This is a genomic window from Bacillus sp. REN3, assembly GCF_017912555.1.
Classification (GTDB): domain Bacteria; phylum Bacillota; class Bacilli; order Bacillales; family Cytobacillaceae; genus Mesobacillus.
The window spans coordinates 35221-51375 of sequence record NZ_JAERSD010000014.1 but is presented as its reverse complement, the minus strand read 5'-3'; the positions used below and the strand labels follow the sequence as shown (position 1 = coordinate 51375).

Below are 16155 nucleotides of genomic sequence, written 5' to 3'. Positions count from 1 at the left end.
CCCGCATTCTAATAGCGGAGGATGCCTTATCAAATCAATGACACAACAGGGATTAGATGTACACTGCTGGGAAAAGTTCCTTGGTTCACAGCCATTCCTGAAACGACATGACGAGGAATGCTCAGCTCATCCAGCAGAAAAGATTTTGGAACGGCTTAGGAATCATGGGAATCTCCCATCACAATTAGACTATGGATAATAGCTGGAAATTATATGGGGAGGATGGATCGCGGATTCTTTAATTCCGTTTTTCCTCGAAAGGATCCGTTGGATTTTTTTTAAAAATCAGCAGGGAACGCTATCTTGCCGGTTGGAATGAATCACATGCAACACTGTAATCGCTGTTTTTTATGGACAAAGGAATCCCAGTTTGAGGGAGCCATGATGAATTTTTTATCCTTGATGAACGTTTGTAAAAGGATATACCTGTTAGAGTACAGTCAGTTGGACTTAAGCAGTCTGTAAGCTTTCATGAATAAATGGGGATGGTCTTCAGTCAAATAAGAAAAAAGCCCACTCGTTGTGTGCAAATATAGGAAGCTCTTTCCTGACATTTCCCTGAACGAGATATCCAGGATATCTCGTATCATAAAGTGATGACTGGCAGTAATGACTTTGTCAGGATAAAGTTTGATCTGTTCTTCCTGGCGGATGAAAATCTGTGTATTATCCATTACCTTTCTGTTCACTTTTATATACCTGTGAGAGCAAATCATATACGGTCCCCTTTTTTTGCAATGGTAAACTTCATTTTCCCCTCGGTCCTTATTTTACTCATCCCTTATCCAAATCACAAATATAAAAACCATGCAGCAACCTGAATTTGAAAGATATCAGACATATTGTCGAATGACAAGCTGGGGGATGGTTCGGATACTTTCCTTGCGAAGTTTCTGTAAGTTTGAAATGCTATTTTGGCTGCCGGCGCGTTCTGGATTAAAGGGAGTAATTACATCCATAAGATTTAAAAGCACCAGCAATTTGCTGGTGCTTTTAATATCAGCCTGTATTTCGCAATCCTGCTGCTACGCCGCTTATGGTCAATAACACTTGAGTTAATAATTCGTCCTCCGGTTCTTTTTCGCTGCGTAGCTCTTTGATTAAGTCGACCTGAATGAAGTTAAGCGGATCGACATATGGATTCCTGCGGTGGACGGAATCTTTAATATTAGGTGTATGGTCCAGCAAATCTTCATCATCGGTTATGTTAAGCAAAATGTTTTTAGTCCTATCAAATTCATCAACGATATTGCCGAAAATCCGTTCAGCAATCTCCTTGTCTTCAACAAGCGAAGTGTATTCCCTTGCTGTCGTAATGTCGGCTTTCACCATCGCCATTTGCAGGTTATCTATAGTGCTGCGGAAGAATGGCCATTGTTCATACATTTCCTGCAAAAGACTGAGGTTTTCCTTGCTTTTCTCTGCAAAGGCCTCCAATCCGGTACCTGCAGCATACCAGGCTGGGAGCAGCTGCCTGCTTTGTGTCCAGGCGAATACCCAAGGAATCGCACGAAGATTTTCAAATTTGGCGCTGTTTTTCCTGCTCATTGGGCGTGAACCGATATTCAGTTCCCCCAGTTCTTGAAGAGGGGTTGCCTGATTAAAATAAGTGATGAAATCAGGGTCATCAAAAACAAGTGACTGATATTTCTTTAATGAAATATCAGAAATTTGTTCAATCGCCTCAACCCACCGGCTATCTCGCAAGTGGCCCTGTTCTGATTCGACCAAAACATTGGCTGCAGCTTTCATGAGCGTGGATGTCGCTTGCTCCAGACTTCTGTAGGCGATGTCTTCGAGCAAGTATCGGGATGAAAGTACTTCACCCTGCTCGGTGATCTTCACTCCTTGCCCAAGTGTTTCAACGGGCTGGGAAAGAAGGCTTTTATTTAACGGACCGCCGCCGCGTCCAAGTGAACCGCCTCTTCCATGGAAGAATTTTAAACCAATTTCATATTCCCTGGCCATTTCGTTTATTTCCAGCTGTGCTTTATAAAGCTTCCAGTTAGCGGTCAATGTTCCGCCATCTTTGCTTCCGTCGGAATAACCCAACATGATCTCCTGCTGGTCATTCATCTTTTTCAAATGGTTTCGGTACACCGGCAGCTTAAATAATGTTTCCATAATTTTTGGGCCGGCAGTCAGATCATCTATTGTTTCCAGTAGAGGCGCTACATTCAAATCAGACTCCAGCCTTCCGTCTGCATGGAGCCTGAAAATGCCCGCTTCCTTTGCCAGCACGAGAACCTCCAGCAAATCGCTTGCTGATTGAGTCATGCTGACAAGATAAACTGTGATTGATCGTTTCCCGAACTCGTGATGGGCTTTTTTGATCATCTGAAAAACTTCCAGCATTTTTTGCGTATCAGGTGAGTAATCTTCATGGAGCAAAAGCAATGGCCGCGGATCTTCAAGGATTTTAGCGAGGAGCTCCAATTTCTCTCCCTCAGGCAAGGATGAATAATCCTGTTCGAGCCCAACTTTCCGCAAAATTTCGCTGATGGCTGCTTCATGTTCGCCACTGTGATTGCGAATATCCAGAGTTGCAAGATGGAATCCAAACAATTGTACTTGTCTGATCAGTTTTTGCAGCGTCTTTAGTTGGTGATGGACAGGGTGATGTCTATAGATACTTCTTTCGATCATCTGTAAATCTTCGAGCAGTTCTTCAGACGCCTTATAGCCGATTTCTGATTTGCCAGACTGTTTCAGCCTTTCAATGATGACCGCGAATTTCCTCCGATAGACCTCCCCTTCAACGGTCCATTTCATTCCTTCTGAAAGGAATTGCTTCTCGTCTTCCAAAACCGACTTCTTCAACTCTTCGCTGACATTGACATGTGCTGTTGAATGGCTGAATCTTTTCATCAAATCAACGAGGACCGCTTTATATTTTTTCAGGACAATCCTTCTTTGTCTTTGCAATGTTTCCCACGTTACTTCCGGGGTGACATTCGGGTTCCCGTCGCGGTCACCGCCAATCCACGAGCCAAAGCGAAGGAAAAGCGGGACTTTCCATTCATGTTCAGGGTAATGTTCCATAAGGCTTGTCTCAACCTCTTGGTGGATTTCCGGCAATACACCAAACAAGGTCTTGTCAAAATAATAAAGCCCATTTTTTACCTCGTCGATGACAGTCGGTTTATGGTCACGCAATTCGTCTGATTGCCAAAGTACAGAGACCTCATTATATAAACTCTCTTCGCATCTCTTCCGTTCCTTTTTTGACAGGAGCGGGTTATCGAGTGACTTCAATAGATCAGCAATCCGTTTTTGTATTTCAAGAATGGACCTTTTGGTCGCTTCAGTTGGGTGTGCGGTGATCACCAGCTCCAATGAAATAGTGTCAAGGACGTTTTGGATGATCTCCGAGGTAATATTGTTTTCCTTCAAAGAAAGAATCGCATCTTCTATAGAGCCGGGCTGCGTACTTTTTTCCGATTGGAGCAAGTAATCCCTGCGGCGGCGGATACGATGATTCTGCTCAGCCACATTGATTAAATGAAAATAAACAGAAAAGGCACGGATGACGTTTTTCCTCATTGGCCCTGTCAATGTTGATAGTTCTTGTTTCAATTCCGGGTAAGCTTCCAGATCATTTTCGTTACGGAGTGTCTTGCATAAAGCCCGGATTTTCTCCACTTTTTCAAGCAGCTCGGTCCCTCCATGGTAGACGAGAATATCTCCAAGGATGTTCCCAAGCATTTTTACATCTTTGCGCAAGGGCAAGCTACTGTCATTAATATCGATTCCTGATGTCATTGTTTCACCTTCCTAAAGATACTTGCAAGAATATTTTAAATATTAATATATCATATTAATTAATAGAATGTGAAATTTGAAGCAAAAAAATGGCTTGTTTTTTACTCGGGGAAAGTCCAAATCCCCCCTTCACGCAATTCTAGCTTTTTTGGTACTGATCGACTAACTCATCCAATCGCTCAAGATGGAATGCATAATCATAGATTGCCGATCCAATAATCACAATCCGAAGTTTATGTTCACGTTCGAAACCAGTTTCAGCCATGATGCTTTCCAGGAATTGGCTGGTACCATCAAGTACAGCCATTTTGTAGCTCGCTTCGATTTCTTGGATTTTTCCAGCATGTTTCAACAGAATCATTTCATGGTAAGTGATCAATTCCTCAAGATGCCGATCAAACACCATTGACTCTTCCATTTCGGGATGGCTTTGAAAAAAATGATTTTCGATGATATCCAGTAGTCTTAGGCCGTGCCTCAGACAGGCAAGCATTTGTTTGAAAACGACCATTTCCCTTACGTCAAGTCTGGTAATCCTGGAGATTTTTTCCCTTTCTTCGTCCAGGGTCTTATACAGTTCTTCCAGCTTGGCCTCGTCCTTTTTTAGCCTTCTCCATCCCTCCTGAAAGGACTTTTCCGTCAATTCACTTGAAATGACCGTTCTCATCAGCAATGATAACTCTTTGAAGGCTAAGTCCATTTCACTCGTAAATTTTTTGTTGGAACTCGGAGGGGAAACGAGGATGTTTACAAGAAAAGCTGACCCCATACCCACCAAAACAATGATGAATTTGTTGCCTGCAGCGAGCAGTCCGTCATATTTCTGTGAACTCATGATCACCAATACTGTGATCATCGTTAATGAAATTGATCCTTCCATTTTAAGTTTTAGACCGATAATAATGACGATGACAACAACGAAGCCGATAACCACTGGGTTGCTGCCGAACAAGTAAATCGCGCTGATAGCAATGACTGCGCCAAGCGTGTTTGCCTGGAATTGTTCCAATACTTGCTTCCAGGAACGATAAATGGATGGCTGTATCGTGAAGGTTGCAGCTATCGCAGCGAATAATGGCGGCTCAAGGCCAAGCCAGTTTGTTATATGTATCGCCAGCATGACAGCAAGCCCGGTTTTCAGCACGCGTGGACCTAATGTGATCAATAATATCCCCCACTCTGATAAGAAAAAGGCTTAAATACCCTATTCACATTTTACAATCTTATGAAACACATGGGAAAGAAAATCCCCTTCAAAAAAGGTTATCCTAACATATAGAGGGAATAATTATGAAGCAGCAGTTTGACAATGGGGGGGGAAGAAAATGATAAACCTTGGACGATCTCATGATCCAAAGAAGAATGCAAAATTAATTTCTGACATCAATGGAGGACAATTGGATACAAGGAAACTAGTAACAGAGACAAACGCGCTTTTTTTAGAGACAAGCAAGGACTATAGTCCCCTTGTTGCCAGGAGTTCATCCACATTGTCCATGTTTTTAACAAACTTCAAGTCTTCAATAAAAAGGCTTGCATTTTCAAAATCAGCATTCGACCAAATAAATCATTACGAGACGGTAGTCGATAAAAATGGGAACGTTTACCCTGAATGGATGGAAAGACTGAATGAAGAATATAATCATTTGATAACCGAAATTGACCGTGAAGTGAATATCGAGGACTTTGGTGCAGTCGGAGACGGACAAACGGATTGTACAGAAGCGTTTCGACTGGCTCTTGGAAAAGGCAAGGTAAAGGTCTTTCTCCCAGAAGGAGTGTATGTAACAAGGGGCATCAAACTGCCGTCCTATACTTACATGATTGGTTCAGGAAAGGGAAAAACTATTATCAAGCTGCATGATTCCGCCCCAAAAGGAACCCGGCTAGTAACCAACAAAAATCACCGTACAGGCAACCGGAATATTTTTGTTAAGGGAATGACCCTTGACTGGAATGTCGAAAGGCTGGGAATGGTTGAAAAAACCAGTACATGGGGCAATCATTCTAGCTGCCTCCTTTATGCGAATGTTAAATACGGATGGGTAAGGGATGTCGAAGGAATCAATCCTGGGCTTCATTGCTTCGATATATCAGCAACACTGTATAACTATTACGGTGATGGTTACCGGGCCCGCGGCGGCAGTGAGTTTGTATGGCTCGACAATCTGACTGGCTACGGTTTTGGCGATGATGGCATTACCACGCATCATAGCGACAATATTTTCATTTCGAATTGCTTCATGTGTGATCCAAGCGGGAAAGCCCATAAAAGAGGATTCTCGAATTCAAATGGGATTGAAATCGACGATGGCTCCAGAAATGTCTGGCTCTGGAACAACTCGACAGCCAGGTGCTTTGGTGGTGTAGAAATAAAAGCGCACCATACCTCAAGTGCTGCAAATCATGTAGTGATCATTGGACATATCTCGTTGAATGACAATCGCTCCTATAATTTCCGGCATATTGGCCACCATCAGGAAACCGACCCAGAGTCGAAGACCGCGATCAATATCAGGGCTGCGAATATCGTTGCGGTCAACCCAGTACACACGGATTTATATGCGGGTTCTTCACCTCGTGCCCTTGTTGTTTCCGCATAAAAAAATGTCGCAATCAATCACTTCACCGTCATTGGCGATCCAGATTATGATTACAAAGGTGATCCGATCATTGCCATCCAATACCGCTCACGGAATGTCACGCTGAGTAATGTAAGGGTTACCGGATTCCCTACCGCGGCATTTGATATCAAGGTTTTTGGCGGAGACAACCATGCGGACAATATTAAGATCAGAAATGTGTTTGTCCGCCACTCCGCTCCTAAAAGTATACACATTGGAAAAGGAATCGAAAAAGCAGTGATTGAGAAAGTGGTTGCCGAAGCAATCGACGGGCAAACGGTTGTTGACGCGGCAGCTTCACAAGTTGCAATCACTAATATCAAAGCTGTCGGGTTTAAAAACCCCGTAGAGTTAAAAGGAGATAAACAACGTTCGTATGCATGAGAAAAGCAGTCCAGCTGGACTGCTTTATTCTATTGAGGAAAAAGTTACATAAATCGAGCAGACAAATATATCTGCTACGAACTATTTCCCAGACGATTATTATGCACTTCAGTGATCGACCAGGTTTTTTCTCAAAGGACCCACTTCTGTATTGCCCGGGCAACCCCGCTTTCTGTATTCTTTCCGGTAACATCGTCTGCGGCTTCTTTTACAGGAGTTTGAGCATTCCCCATCGCAATACCTAGCCCGGCTTCTGTAATCATCGCAATGTCATTAAGGCTGTCTCCAACAGCCATGACATTGTCCATCGATATTCCGAGCAAGGCGCAAACCTTTTCAAGCCCCTTTGCCTTATTTATTCCGATTGCATTCACTTCAATGTTCAAAAGACTGGAATTGCTGATTTCAAACAAACCTTTCTCTTCTAGCTCCCGCAAAACTTTTTCGCGGATTTCATCTTCTTCAATATGGAACCCGAACTTTAACCAATGTTTTGATAGTAAATCGTCTGGCATTTCATTGTTCCAATTGTTATCGCTGCTAATCGCCCAGAATCTTGCATCATGCTGCTGTGACAAGTCATACATCCATTTAATATGTTCCGGGTCAACAAGCTTCCTATCAATCAGTTCCCCATCTGGCCCCCATATTTCACTCCCATTGACAGTAACAAGGTATGAGGAAAGCTCGAGTGAAATGACATAGTCCCTTGCTGTTTTCAAGCTTCTGCCTGTGCTTAACACAACCTTTACGTCTTTTTTCTCCGCTTCCTTGATTGCCCTTCTGTTTTCTTCGGAAACCACATGATTTTCATCCAATAGCGTTCCATCCATGTCAAGTGCAATCAATTTGATTTCAGGTCTTCCCTTATCCAAAAATGATCCCCATCCTTATAGATTATGTTGATAAACTATTCGTTTTGTTCAGGCTGCATAGTGCCTGTTTTACATTGGCAAAAGTGTTGATTGAAGAAAAATCAACTCCGCCTTCAATAGCCGCTTGTACTAATTGTGGCCTCATCCCCGTGGCAATAGAATTAACACCCAATAATCGCAGAACATGATGGATATCTAAAATATGTTTGGCAATCGTTGCATCGATGGATACGATCCCTGAAAAATCAATGATAAGCGACTCTATTTTTTGTTGGACTACCCTGGGAATGGCACGTTCCATAATCAGTGAAGCCCTGTCGGAATCCATTTTCCCTACCAGGGGAAGGACAGCAACCTTTTCCTGGATCGGAACAACCGGCGCCGATAGAGTATTGACTTCATCCTGGACCTCTTTCATCAGCTGTAAGTTTTGCCTTTCAAAAGCGAATACCGTTTCATTGATGCTGATATCCAGCATATGGTTGATACGCTTATTAATCCATAATAAATCTTCCACATTGAGCCGATGTTTTAAACAGATTCCAGCAATTTTGTCGATAAAAACCAGCCTCGTAGGGGGGTAGCGAAGAATGATGTCAGATATTCTGCCTCCCTTCGCAGCTTCCCGTTCACCGTTTTGCCTGCTCCATTGGATCAGAGCTTCAGACGGTGTATTTTTTAAGCTATTCAGTGAATCACCAAGAAACCCAAGGTATTCCGTATAAACGTCAATTGCCTCGTTAATTTCATGTTTTGGAATCTCTATATGGAGTTGATTGATAATTTCTTCTACCATCTCGTTTGCAAGTCCTTGTGCGCTTTGCTGCAGTTCTTCTGCCACTGCTGAAATTGAACTCAAGAAGGTCACTTCCCTTTTTTTATAGGTAGACTGAAAAACTCTTTATTATTAAGAATACACTTTTCTTTCCTCTATTTCCTCTAGGAAGGAGAACATTTATATCCTCAATACTTTAATGGAAGATCATTCGTTAATTTATTTTAGCTATAGTGTAATTATTCGGCTGTCCAATCATACTCTTTCGGCCCGGAACGATCCCGAACCACGCCTTCTTTTCGAGCTTCGCAATGATTCTTCCATTTTAATACAAATCAAGTTTGAATTGAACCTTTTCTTGATTTCCATTCCTTTTTCCTATAGGCTATGTTAAATTTGATTGAGGATTTCCACTCCACACACTTCGACGGACAGGAAGTGCTAGTGCCGACTTTGCCGCAGGACACGGCGGTTTTATTCGGCCGCTATCCGGGGGCGTACAGGGGAGCCTCCTCGGCGCTTTGCGAATTCCGAGGTCTCCCCCTGTCCGGTATTCCCGCTGGACACTGAAATGGCTTCCTCGGGTTTGCCCACGCACGAAGGAAATGTGTAGCATTTTCGAGGGGGGTACGTGCCTTCTACTCCAACCATCAGGTATTCAAAAAGCAAAACTGGTCTTTAATCTAGCCTCCCTATAAAGGCATTTATACTGTTGGTACATAATTAACTTGTAAAAGCGATTGGAATAGGAATTGGAGGTGTGTGTTATATGAACGGTCAGAACAGGAACAACATCAAGCCGGGGAATAAAGTCAATATCGTCCTCAAAGCCGACCAGAAGTCAGGAAAACAGACAACAGGCATTGTAAAGGACATATTGACAAACTCTCCTACTCATCCGCATGGAATCAAAGTACGGCTAGAAGACGGATCAGTTGGCAGAGTAAAGGAAATACTAGATTGAAAACAGCAGGGATGATTCCCTGCTGTTTTTTACGCCTGCTTTTCCTTCACTTTTTCAACGATCAGTTTATTCAATCTTGGAGCGAATTGGAATAAGATCGTTCCAATTATGGCGATAGCTAGAATATAAAGACTTGCGAATGTTTTAAGCTCCCCAGTGGCAATTCCTGCAATAATGACAGAAAATTCACCTCTTTGAGTCAGGGACAACCCCGCCTTTAATGAGTATCGTCTAGGAAGTCCGTACCATTGACCGCCGAAATAACCGACAAGCAATTTATGGATTAAGGACCAAATCAGAAGGACAATCAAAAGCCCAGCATATGGGATTTCATTCGTTAGTTCGATATGCAGACCGAAATTCAGGAAAAAAAACGGGAGGAAAATATTCCTGACAGGCAAAGCCACCTTTTCGATTTTATCCTTAATGGATAGCTCTGACAGCATCATGCCTGCCAGAAAAGCTCCAATGACTTCTGAAAGCCCAAGCATGACCGCTATTCCTCCATATGTCAGGGCAATACCTGCAATCATTACGATGAAAACATCATCCTGCCTAATCTCTTTCAGTATTGGTTCGATTTTTGTGAAAACGAATTTAGAAAAGAATATAGCTATACCTGCAAGCAACGCAATTTTAAAGATGATAAAAAAGAAGTCTTTTGCGGTAAGGCCGTCTCCACTAAGGCCAATCAGCACAGTAACGAGGATTGGGGCTATCAAATCTTCAAAGATGAGGATGAGGAGCATGAAATCCGATTCTTTGTCCTCAGTACGATTTTTATCTTCCAAGAGCTTGGCTGTGATTGAAGAACTTGTTGCATAAACGATTCCCCCCACTATCAGCGACTCCACCATTTTCAATCCGAAAAGATAACTGATCCCGGCTGTGATGACAATACCAAGGATTACATCTAGTATTCCTCCCTTCCATACTTTCTTGCTGTTTGAAAGGAGCTTGTCGGCTGAGAACTTTTTTCCCAGCAGGAAAAACAACAGGACGAGGCCGATTTCTCCGGCAACCTCAATGACCTTCGATTCATCAAGGAACCTGGATAAAATAATTCCAAGTAAAATATACAATAATATATCTGGAATCTTGATTACTTTATTGCCTATGATTCCTGCGATAAAAAGAGCGAGCAAAAACAATCCGATCGCCAATGTCAAATTCAATCATCAACAACACCTTTACTGTAATTATTTGATTTGAGTTCTCTTTCTTCTACCCGATTAAGCATTTTTTCAATACAAAAAACAGGCATTCATCCGAAAAGTTTTCTATTGCTTTTTGAAGTCCTTAAACAGAACGAAACTGGTTTTTATGCTAAAATTAAATTATCCAAATTTATTAAGGGGGGAAATATGAACGATAATCAAAGAGATGCCCTAAGAAGGAGCCAGCATAAGGGCATGAAAAAAACAAAATTGGCAAGAAGAATATTCTTCATTGTATTGGGCGCTATTTTAATGGGAGTTGGCATAGAAGAGTTCCTGGTTCCTAATAAAATCCTTGATGGCGGCATCGTCGGGATTTCAATCATCCTTTCCCACATAACAGGCTTGCGATTGGGCTTGTTCATCTTCTTTCTTAATATCCCTTTCTTCTTTATTGGTTATAAGCAAATCGGAAAAACATTTGCTCTGTCTACACTTTTAGGCATCACCGTCTTGTCATTGACGACAGGCATCCTGCATGACTACCCAATGTTAACAGATGATTTGCTGCTTGCGACTGTTTTTGGCGGAATCATACTGGGAACTGGAGTCGGTATGGTCATCCGTTATGGAGGCTCTCTGGATGGGACTGAAATCTTGGCGATACTTGCTAATCGGAAGCTTCCATTCTCTGTCGGTGAAATAATCATGTTTTTCAATATTTTCATTTTCGGGGTTGCTGGTTTTGTATTCGGCTGGGATCGGGCCATGTATTCATTGCTTGCCTATTTTATCGCCTTCAAAACAATCGATATCGTTATAACAGGTCTTGATGAATCCAAGGCGGCTTGGATTATCAGTGATCAGCACAAAGAGATAGGGGATGCCATACTGGCCCGGCTAGGCCGTGGGGTCACATATTTAAATGGCGAGGGAGCGTTTACTGGCGAAGGAAAGAAAGTGATCTTTTGCGTCATTACCCGGCTGGAGGAGGCTAAATTAAAGTCCATTGTTGAGGAACTGGATGATTCTGCGTTCCTAGCCGTTGGCAATATCGCCGAAGTGCGCGGCGGAAGGTTCAAGAAACAAAATATCCACTAACGGAAAAAGGAAAGATGCAACATCATCTTTCCTCTTTTATATATGAATAGATCTAAGTGTCGTACGAAACTCCATGCTGGATGATAGATTTTCTTAAAATCCCCTCCCTTTTGAAACCGATATTTTCCAATATCCGATAAGAAGAATTGTTTTCAAAGAATACGACTGCGCCCATTCTTTCAAGTCCCATTTTTGCAAACGCATATGCCAACGCAGCTTCAGCCGCCTCTCTCGCGTAACCCCTCCCCCAGAAATCCGGATGAAGTTCATAGCCTATTTCCGCTCTCTTGTGTTTTGTTGACCACGCATGGAAACCAATGGTCCCAATCAACCTGCGATCGCCTTTTAATTGAATTCCCCATCTGACTCCCTTTTCTTCATTGAAATTATCTTTGAAAGCATGAATGAGACCGCGTGCCTCCTCGAGGTTTTCCATTCGTTCAGAACCGTAGTACGCCATCAGTTTCTTGTTAGAAAAGTTGATAAACAAATCCTCTGCATCACTTTCATTGATTCCTCTTAAAATCAGCCTCTGTGTATTAAAATTGGGAAATCCATATGTCCTCCTAATTCAAAATGAATCCCTTTCCTAATTTCCTTTGCTAAAGATCCTTGCAAATCCCTTTTTTTCTTCTTGTAAAAATTTTATTATTCCATATCAACAAACAAGTGGAAGTCACTCTAATCCGAGGGTTCAAAACCAGATTTTTATAATTTCCATTAAAAATACGCTTGAAAAAATTTTGGATTCGTTTTATAATAACGTAGTCGCCAAATAATAAGGCGATATATATATTATGTCTCAGTAGCTCAGTAGGATAGAGCAACAGTTTCCTAAACTGTAGGTCGGGAGTTCGAATCTCTCCTGGGACGCTTAGGAGAAGAAGCCTTGTCTATTTTGAAGGGCTTCTTTTTTATTAGGAAATTGGAACTAAAATCCCCCTTTATTCGTCTATATAGTTGTGAAATCGTTGAGTTCCAGCACGTTTGAATCAGTTTTACTTCCGGATTGCGATTAGAATGGTTGCAGTGTGGTATAAGTACCACTACTAAGTAAGTTAGAGGGGATTGCGATGAAAGCGAAATTAAAAGATTTACCCTATTTATTATTTTTGCTGGTGATGCCAGTACTTGGACTGATATATAAAATCTTGAATGATAACCCTCGAGATGCAGTGGTCCTTTCGACTGAAATAGATGCCACCATTCCTTTCCTGCCAGTGTTTATCTTGCCCTATATCATTTGGTATGCATTTATACTGGGCTATTTGTTTTATTTTTGGTATAAGGATACTGGCGTTTATCTAAAAACACTCAGTGTCATAGTATTTGGTGAGCTTGTGTGTTTTGTCATTTATTTCTTTTTCCAAACCACCGTCCACCGTCCAGATCTGCCAGAAGGCGGAATCCTGATTGATTTGGTACAAATGATTTATAATCACGACCGGCCATTCAATGCTTTTCCAAGCATCCATGTTTTGACGACTTTTGCCATTATACTGGGGAATATAAATATCCGTGATAAACATCTATTCCATCGATTATTTGTACCAGTCATGGGTACATTGATCATCATCTCTACCCTTTTCGTAAAACAGCATTACATTCTTGATATGTTTGCTTCAGTATTGTTAACTTCATTTATTTATGGAATTGTTTTTGATGTCTTGAAGGTATTTGTGACAGAGAAAACAAAAACCCTATATATAAAAGATTAAACATTTAGGGCAATCAATTGCATATTATCTGAAAAAGGGTTCGGAATCCTCTCATTCCGGCCCTTTTTCAATTCCTAATTCTTTTATAGAATAAAACATTTGTGGAACTGATCATGAGGCAAACGGGAACGATTGGAGCCGGATAGTGCCCAAACGGATGCTTGGATGAGAAAAAAGGGAACGATGGAGCTGGATCGTCCCAAATAAGAGCAGCGAGGATATCGAACACAATGATCGGCTGCCCATTGCTTAAGAAAAACCGGCTCTTGAATGAGCCGGTGGTGGAATTGTTCAGTTATCCTTGTCTTTCGGGTCGGTGTCACTTTTTAATTCATTCATTGTTCTGTACAGCTGGGTATGCATGCTGCCTTGGACGATGTTCTCCAAGAAGAATTCTCCTATTAGTTTTTTGTATTCTTCATCCTCGAACATCTTTTTATTTTGCAGTTCCATCTCTGCTAGTCCTTCATAAATTGCTATCAGGTTGTACGAATGGTCAGCTCCTGAAATCGGCGATAATAATTCGACTCGGTGCTGGTATCGTTCATTCCTAAAACGCTGGATCATTCGCAGATTTTTCATCCCTTCTGCGAATTTTTCCTGTTTCAATTCGAATGTCTGTATGCAAAAGACCGCCAAAACGATTTCCCCCTTAATACGAAAGTAGTTAACATTAGATTCTTCCTATAAAGGAAAATCTATACTATAAAGGAGAAAAAGCATATTCGGCTCTGTTCTTTGGTCATACTTCCCTTCTCATCGCTTGGAGTACATCTACTTTCGTTGCCCGTTGCGCTGGCCGGTAACCGGATATGATCGTAACAACGTAACAGATAATGAAACTGATCAAAGGCAGGGTAAATGGAATATGGCTGAAAATTAGTTCTTCCGGGGGATTTTCACCAAATGCTTGTTTAATGATCAATGGGAAACCAAAGTTTACGACAAAGCTGATCACATAGGCAATAATTGTTCCAATCGCTGCGCCGACCAATCCTATATAACTGCTTTCCAAAAGGAAAATGCTCTTGATGGTTTTTGGATTTGCTCCAATTGCTTTCATGATTCCTATATCAGGAGCCCTTTCGGTAATAGCCATTGTCATCGTGTTGTAAATACCGATAGACGCTATAATAATCGCAATCGTTCCAATAAAAATCAAGCCAACTTTTATGATCGTGAACATAATGTTAATTTCCTTCAATTCGTTTACAACAGAATACGTTCCATATTTTTTTGCTTCCAGTTCCTTGGTAACCGCCTGGACTGCTTCCAGGTTTTTTGCATATACTCTAACCTGGTCATAATCACCTATATTAGTTTCAGGGTCAGACGAAGAATTTGTATTCGGATCTTCTGGCACTCCACGAGGTGTTCCAGCATACTCCTCAATCATTTTCAAGAATGACTCCGAGGCAAAAACAGTATTATCAAATAGCCATTCCTTTGTCGGTTTCTTCCGGATCCCAACAATTTTCACCTCTATCGGCTTGTATACCTCTTTTCCATTTTCTAGCTTTATCGCGTTATAGGTGATTTTTTTTCCAAGCAAACTGCCTTTATATCGGAATTCTTCCTTTATTTCGCCTTTTTCATTATAGATATCCCCTTCCTGTGCATCTTTTGATCTTAATTCCTTGCTAAAATGGTAACCGACAACTACTTCGTTTTCCTTATTTGGTATCCTTCCCTCGGACAATTCCATGCCTGCTTTTACTTCTGAAGGCATGTGGGCAACCAAAGTTTCTGCGTTGGTTTGATAACCATCTATTTCATACAGCCCATTTTGTCCTAACGCTTTCCTCCTGGTGACAGCCTTGACGTTCTCTAGCTTTTCAAACACCTTGACATCTTTATCAGTAAGCCTTACGTATTCACCAGTCTTTTCATCTTCTTTTCCATGAACTTCAATTTCCGTGACAATCCTGCGTTCCATCGTTTCTTTGATGATGGATCTATGTAAGCCAAATCCAACTGATGCAAGGACAATCAAAAAAGCTACACTCATTGCAGTGGCAAGGATCGTCATGAATACCCTTGTCCTGTTCTTTTTCATATTTTGCTTGACGAATATGAATTGATCCTTCAGTTTCATGCTGGCACCTCCCAGAAAACACGGCCATCACGTAACTCGATTGTCCGGTGACCGATTCTGGCGACCTTTTCATCATGTGTAATGATAAGGAAAGTAATGCCAAGCTCTTTATTCAAATGAATGATGAAGTTCAGTAAATCTTCTTCTGTTTCTGTATCCAGGCTGCCAGTTGGTTCATCTGCAAGGATTATTGGCGGATTCACAATCAGAGCCCTAGCGATACTTACGCGTTGTTGTTGGCCACCTGACAGCTCACTTGGATAATGGCCGCCATATTCGGATAACCCTACCTTATTGAGCATGTCGTTCGCCATCACTTTCCTCTCACTTTCACTAATCCCCTTAAGAATCAGCGGAAGTTCAATATTCTGGAAAGCAGTCATGCTCGGTATCAATTGGAAGCTTTGAAAGATGAATCCTAAGTGCCTGATACGGAAATCAGCAAATTTTGATTCGTTGAAAGTCGAGGTATCGATTCCGTTTATATAAATCTTGCCTGCCTTTGGCCTTATAAATCCACTTACAAGATTCAATAACGTTGATTTCCCGGAACCGCTCCGTCCAACTATTGTTACGATTTCTCCTTGGTTCACATCAAATGTAATATCCCTAAGCACCGGGATAATTGTCTTGTTTCCTTTTTTCCCAATTTCGAAATCGTGGCTCAAGTTTTTGACTTTTATCATGTTTTATCTCCTTT

The 16155-nt window shown here is 41.7% G+C and carries 15 protein-coding genes and 1 tRNA gene; 6 read left to right on the top strand and 10 right to left on the bottom strand.

The window, feature by feature from the left end:
• Nucleotides 1-440 precede the first annotated feature (440 nt).
• From JJQ88_RS13350 to JJQ88_RS13340, 3 genes are all read right to left on the bottom strand, one after another.
• Nucleotides 441-716, bottom strand: coding sequence for a hypothetical protein (locus JJQ88_RS13350; RefSeq protein WP_210366523.1), 276 nt, complete (start codon nucleotides 714-716; stop codon nucleotides 441-443).
• Nucleotides 717-999: 283 nt separating this feature from the next.
• Nucleotides 1000-3762 (bottom strand): phosphoenolpyruvate carboxylase, encoded by a 2763-nt coding sequence (gene ppc / locus JJQ88_RS13345; protein ID WP_210366522.1) that lies wholly within the window; start codon nucleotides 3760-3762, stop codon nucleotides 1000-1002.
• 139 nt (nucleotides 3763-3901) lie between these two features.
• The gene (locus JJQ88_RS13340; protein WP_246861164.1) at nucleotides 3902-4927 is read right to left on the bottom strand and encodes an FUSC family protein; all 1026 of its coding nucleotides are present in this window, start codon (nucleotides 4925-4927) and stop codon (nucleotides 3902-3904) included.
• A gap of 160 nt (nucleotides 4928-5087) precedes the next feature.
• On the opposite strand from JJQ88_RS13340, the gene JJQ88_RS13335 reads away from it, so the two are divergent.
• The gene (locus JJQ88_RS13335; protein ID WP_349237137.1) at nucleotides 5088-6365 is read left to right on the top strand and encodes a glycosyl hydrolase family 28-related protein; all 1278 of its coding nucleotides are present in this window, start codon (nucleotides 5088-5090) and stop codon (nucleotides 6363-6365) included.
• A gap of 198 nt (nucleotides 6366-6563) precedes the next feature.
• Nucleotides 6564-6770, top strand: coding sequence for a hypothetical protein (locus tag JJQ88_RS21690; RefSeq protein WP_349237136.1), 207 nt, complete (start codon nucleotides 6564-6566; stop codon nucleotides 6768-6770).
• A gap of 131 nt (nucleotides 6771-6901) precedes the next feature.
• Here JJQ88_RS21690 and JJQ88_RS13330 read toward each other — a convergent pair whose 3' ends face one another.
• Together JJQ88_RS13330 and JJQ88_RS13325 are read right to left on the bottom strand one after the other, a co-directional pair.
• A complete protein-coding gene (locus tag JJQ88_RS13330; RefSeq protein WP_282597701.1) occupies nucleotides 6902-7645 on the bottom strand; it encodes a Cof-type HAD-IIB family hydrolase in 744 nt (247 codons plus the stop codon).
• Between the two features lie 22 nt (nucleotides 7646-7667).
• On the bottom strand, nucleotides 7668-8504 hold the full coding sequence (locus tag JJQ88_RS13325; RefSeq protein WP_246861163.1) for an STAS domain-containing protein: 837 nt from the start codon (nucleotides 8502-8504) through the stop codon (nucleotides 7668-7670).
• 685 nt (nucleotides 8505-9189) lie between these two features.
• On the opposite strand from JJQ88_RS13325, the gene JJQ88_RS13320 reads away from it, so the two are divergent.
• Nucleotides 9190-9384, top strand: a complete 195-nt coding sequence (locus JJQ88_RS13320) for a YwbE family protein (RefSeq protein ID WP_210366521.1) — start codon at nucleotides 9190-9192, stop codon at nucleotides 9382-9384.
• Nucleotides 9385-9413: 29 nt separating this feature from the next.
• Here JJQ88_RS13320 and JJQ88_RS13315 read toward each other — a convergent pair whose 3' ends face one another.
• Entirely contained in the window at nucleotides 9414-10559 is a 1146-nt protein-coding gene (locus tag JJQ88_RS13315) for a cation:proton antiporter (RefSeq protein ID WP_210366520.1), read from the bottom strand.
• A gap of 237 nt (nucleotides 10560-10796) precedes the next feature.
• Here JJQ88_RS13315 and JJQ88_RS13310 point away from each other — a divergent pair, with 237 nt between their 5' ends.
• Nucleotides 10797-11642: a YitT family protein gene (locus tag JJQ88_RS13310; protein WP_246861177.1), complete on the top strand. Its 846-nt coding sequence runs from the start codon at nucleotides 10797-10799 to the stop codon at nucleotides 11640-11642.
• A 52-nt stretch (nucleotides 11643-11694) separates the two neighbouring features.
• Here the strand turns inward: JJQ88_RS13310 and JJQ88_RS13305 are convergent, their stop codons facing one another.
• Complete coding sequence (locus JJQ88_RS13305) at nucleotides 11695-12168, bottom strand: GNAT family N-acetyltransferase (protein WP_349237138.1); 474 nt, start codon at nucleotides 12166-12168, stop codon at nucleotides 11695-11697.
• A gap of 273 nt (nucleotides 12169-12441) precedes the next feature.
• Here JJQ88_RS13305 and JJQ88_RS13300 point away from each other — a divergent pair.
• A tRNA-Arg gene (locus JJQ88_RS13300) sits at nucleotides 12442-12515 on the top strand.
• A gap of 200 nt (nucleotides 12516-12715) precedes the next feature.
• Nucleotides 12716-13360, top strand: coding sequence for a phosphatase PAP2 family protein (locus tag JJQ88_RS13295; protein WP_210366518.1), 645 nt, complete (start codon nucleotides 12716-12718; stop codon nucleotides 13358-13360).
• Nucleotides 13361-13651: 291 nt separating this feature from the next.
• Here the strand turns inward: JJQ88_RS13295 and JJQ88_RS13290 are convergent, their stop codons facing one another.
• From JJQ88_RS13290 to JJQ88_RS13280, 3 genes are all read right to left on the bottom strand, one after another.
• Nucleotides 13652-13999 carry a hypothetical protein gene (locus tag JJQ88_RS13290; protein ID WP_210366517.1) on the bottom strand — a complete coding sequence of 116 codons (348 nt, stop codon included), beginning with the start codon at nucleotides 13997-13999 and terminating at the stop codon, nucleotides 13652-13654.
• 103 nt (nucleotides 14000-14102) lie between these two features.
• A complete protein-coding gene (locus JJQ88_RS13285; RefSeq protein WP_210366515.1) occupies nucleotides 14103-15455 on the bottom strand; it encodes an ABC transporter permease in 1353 nt (450 codons plus the stop codon).
• Nucleotides 15452-16141 carry an ABC transporter ATP-binding protein gene (locus JJQ88_RS13280; RefSeq protein ID WP_210366513.1) on the bottom strand — a complete coding sequence of 230 codons (690 nt, stop codon included), beginning with the start codon at nucleotides 16139-16141 and terminating at the stop codon, nucleotides 15452-15454. The genes JJQ88_RS13285 and JJQ88_RS13280 overlap by 4 nt, the downstream gene beginning before the upstream one ends.
• Nucleotides 16142-16155: the final 14 nt, after the last annotated feature.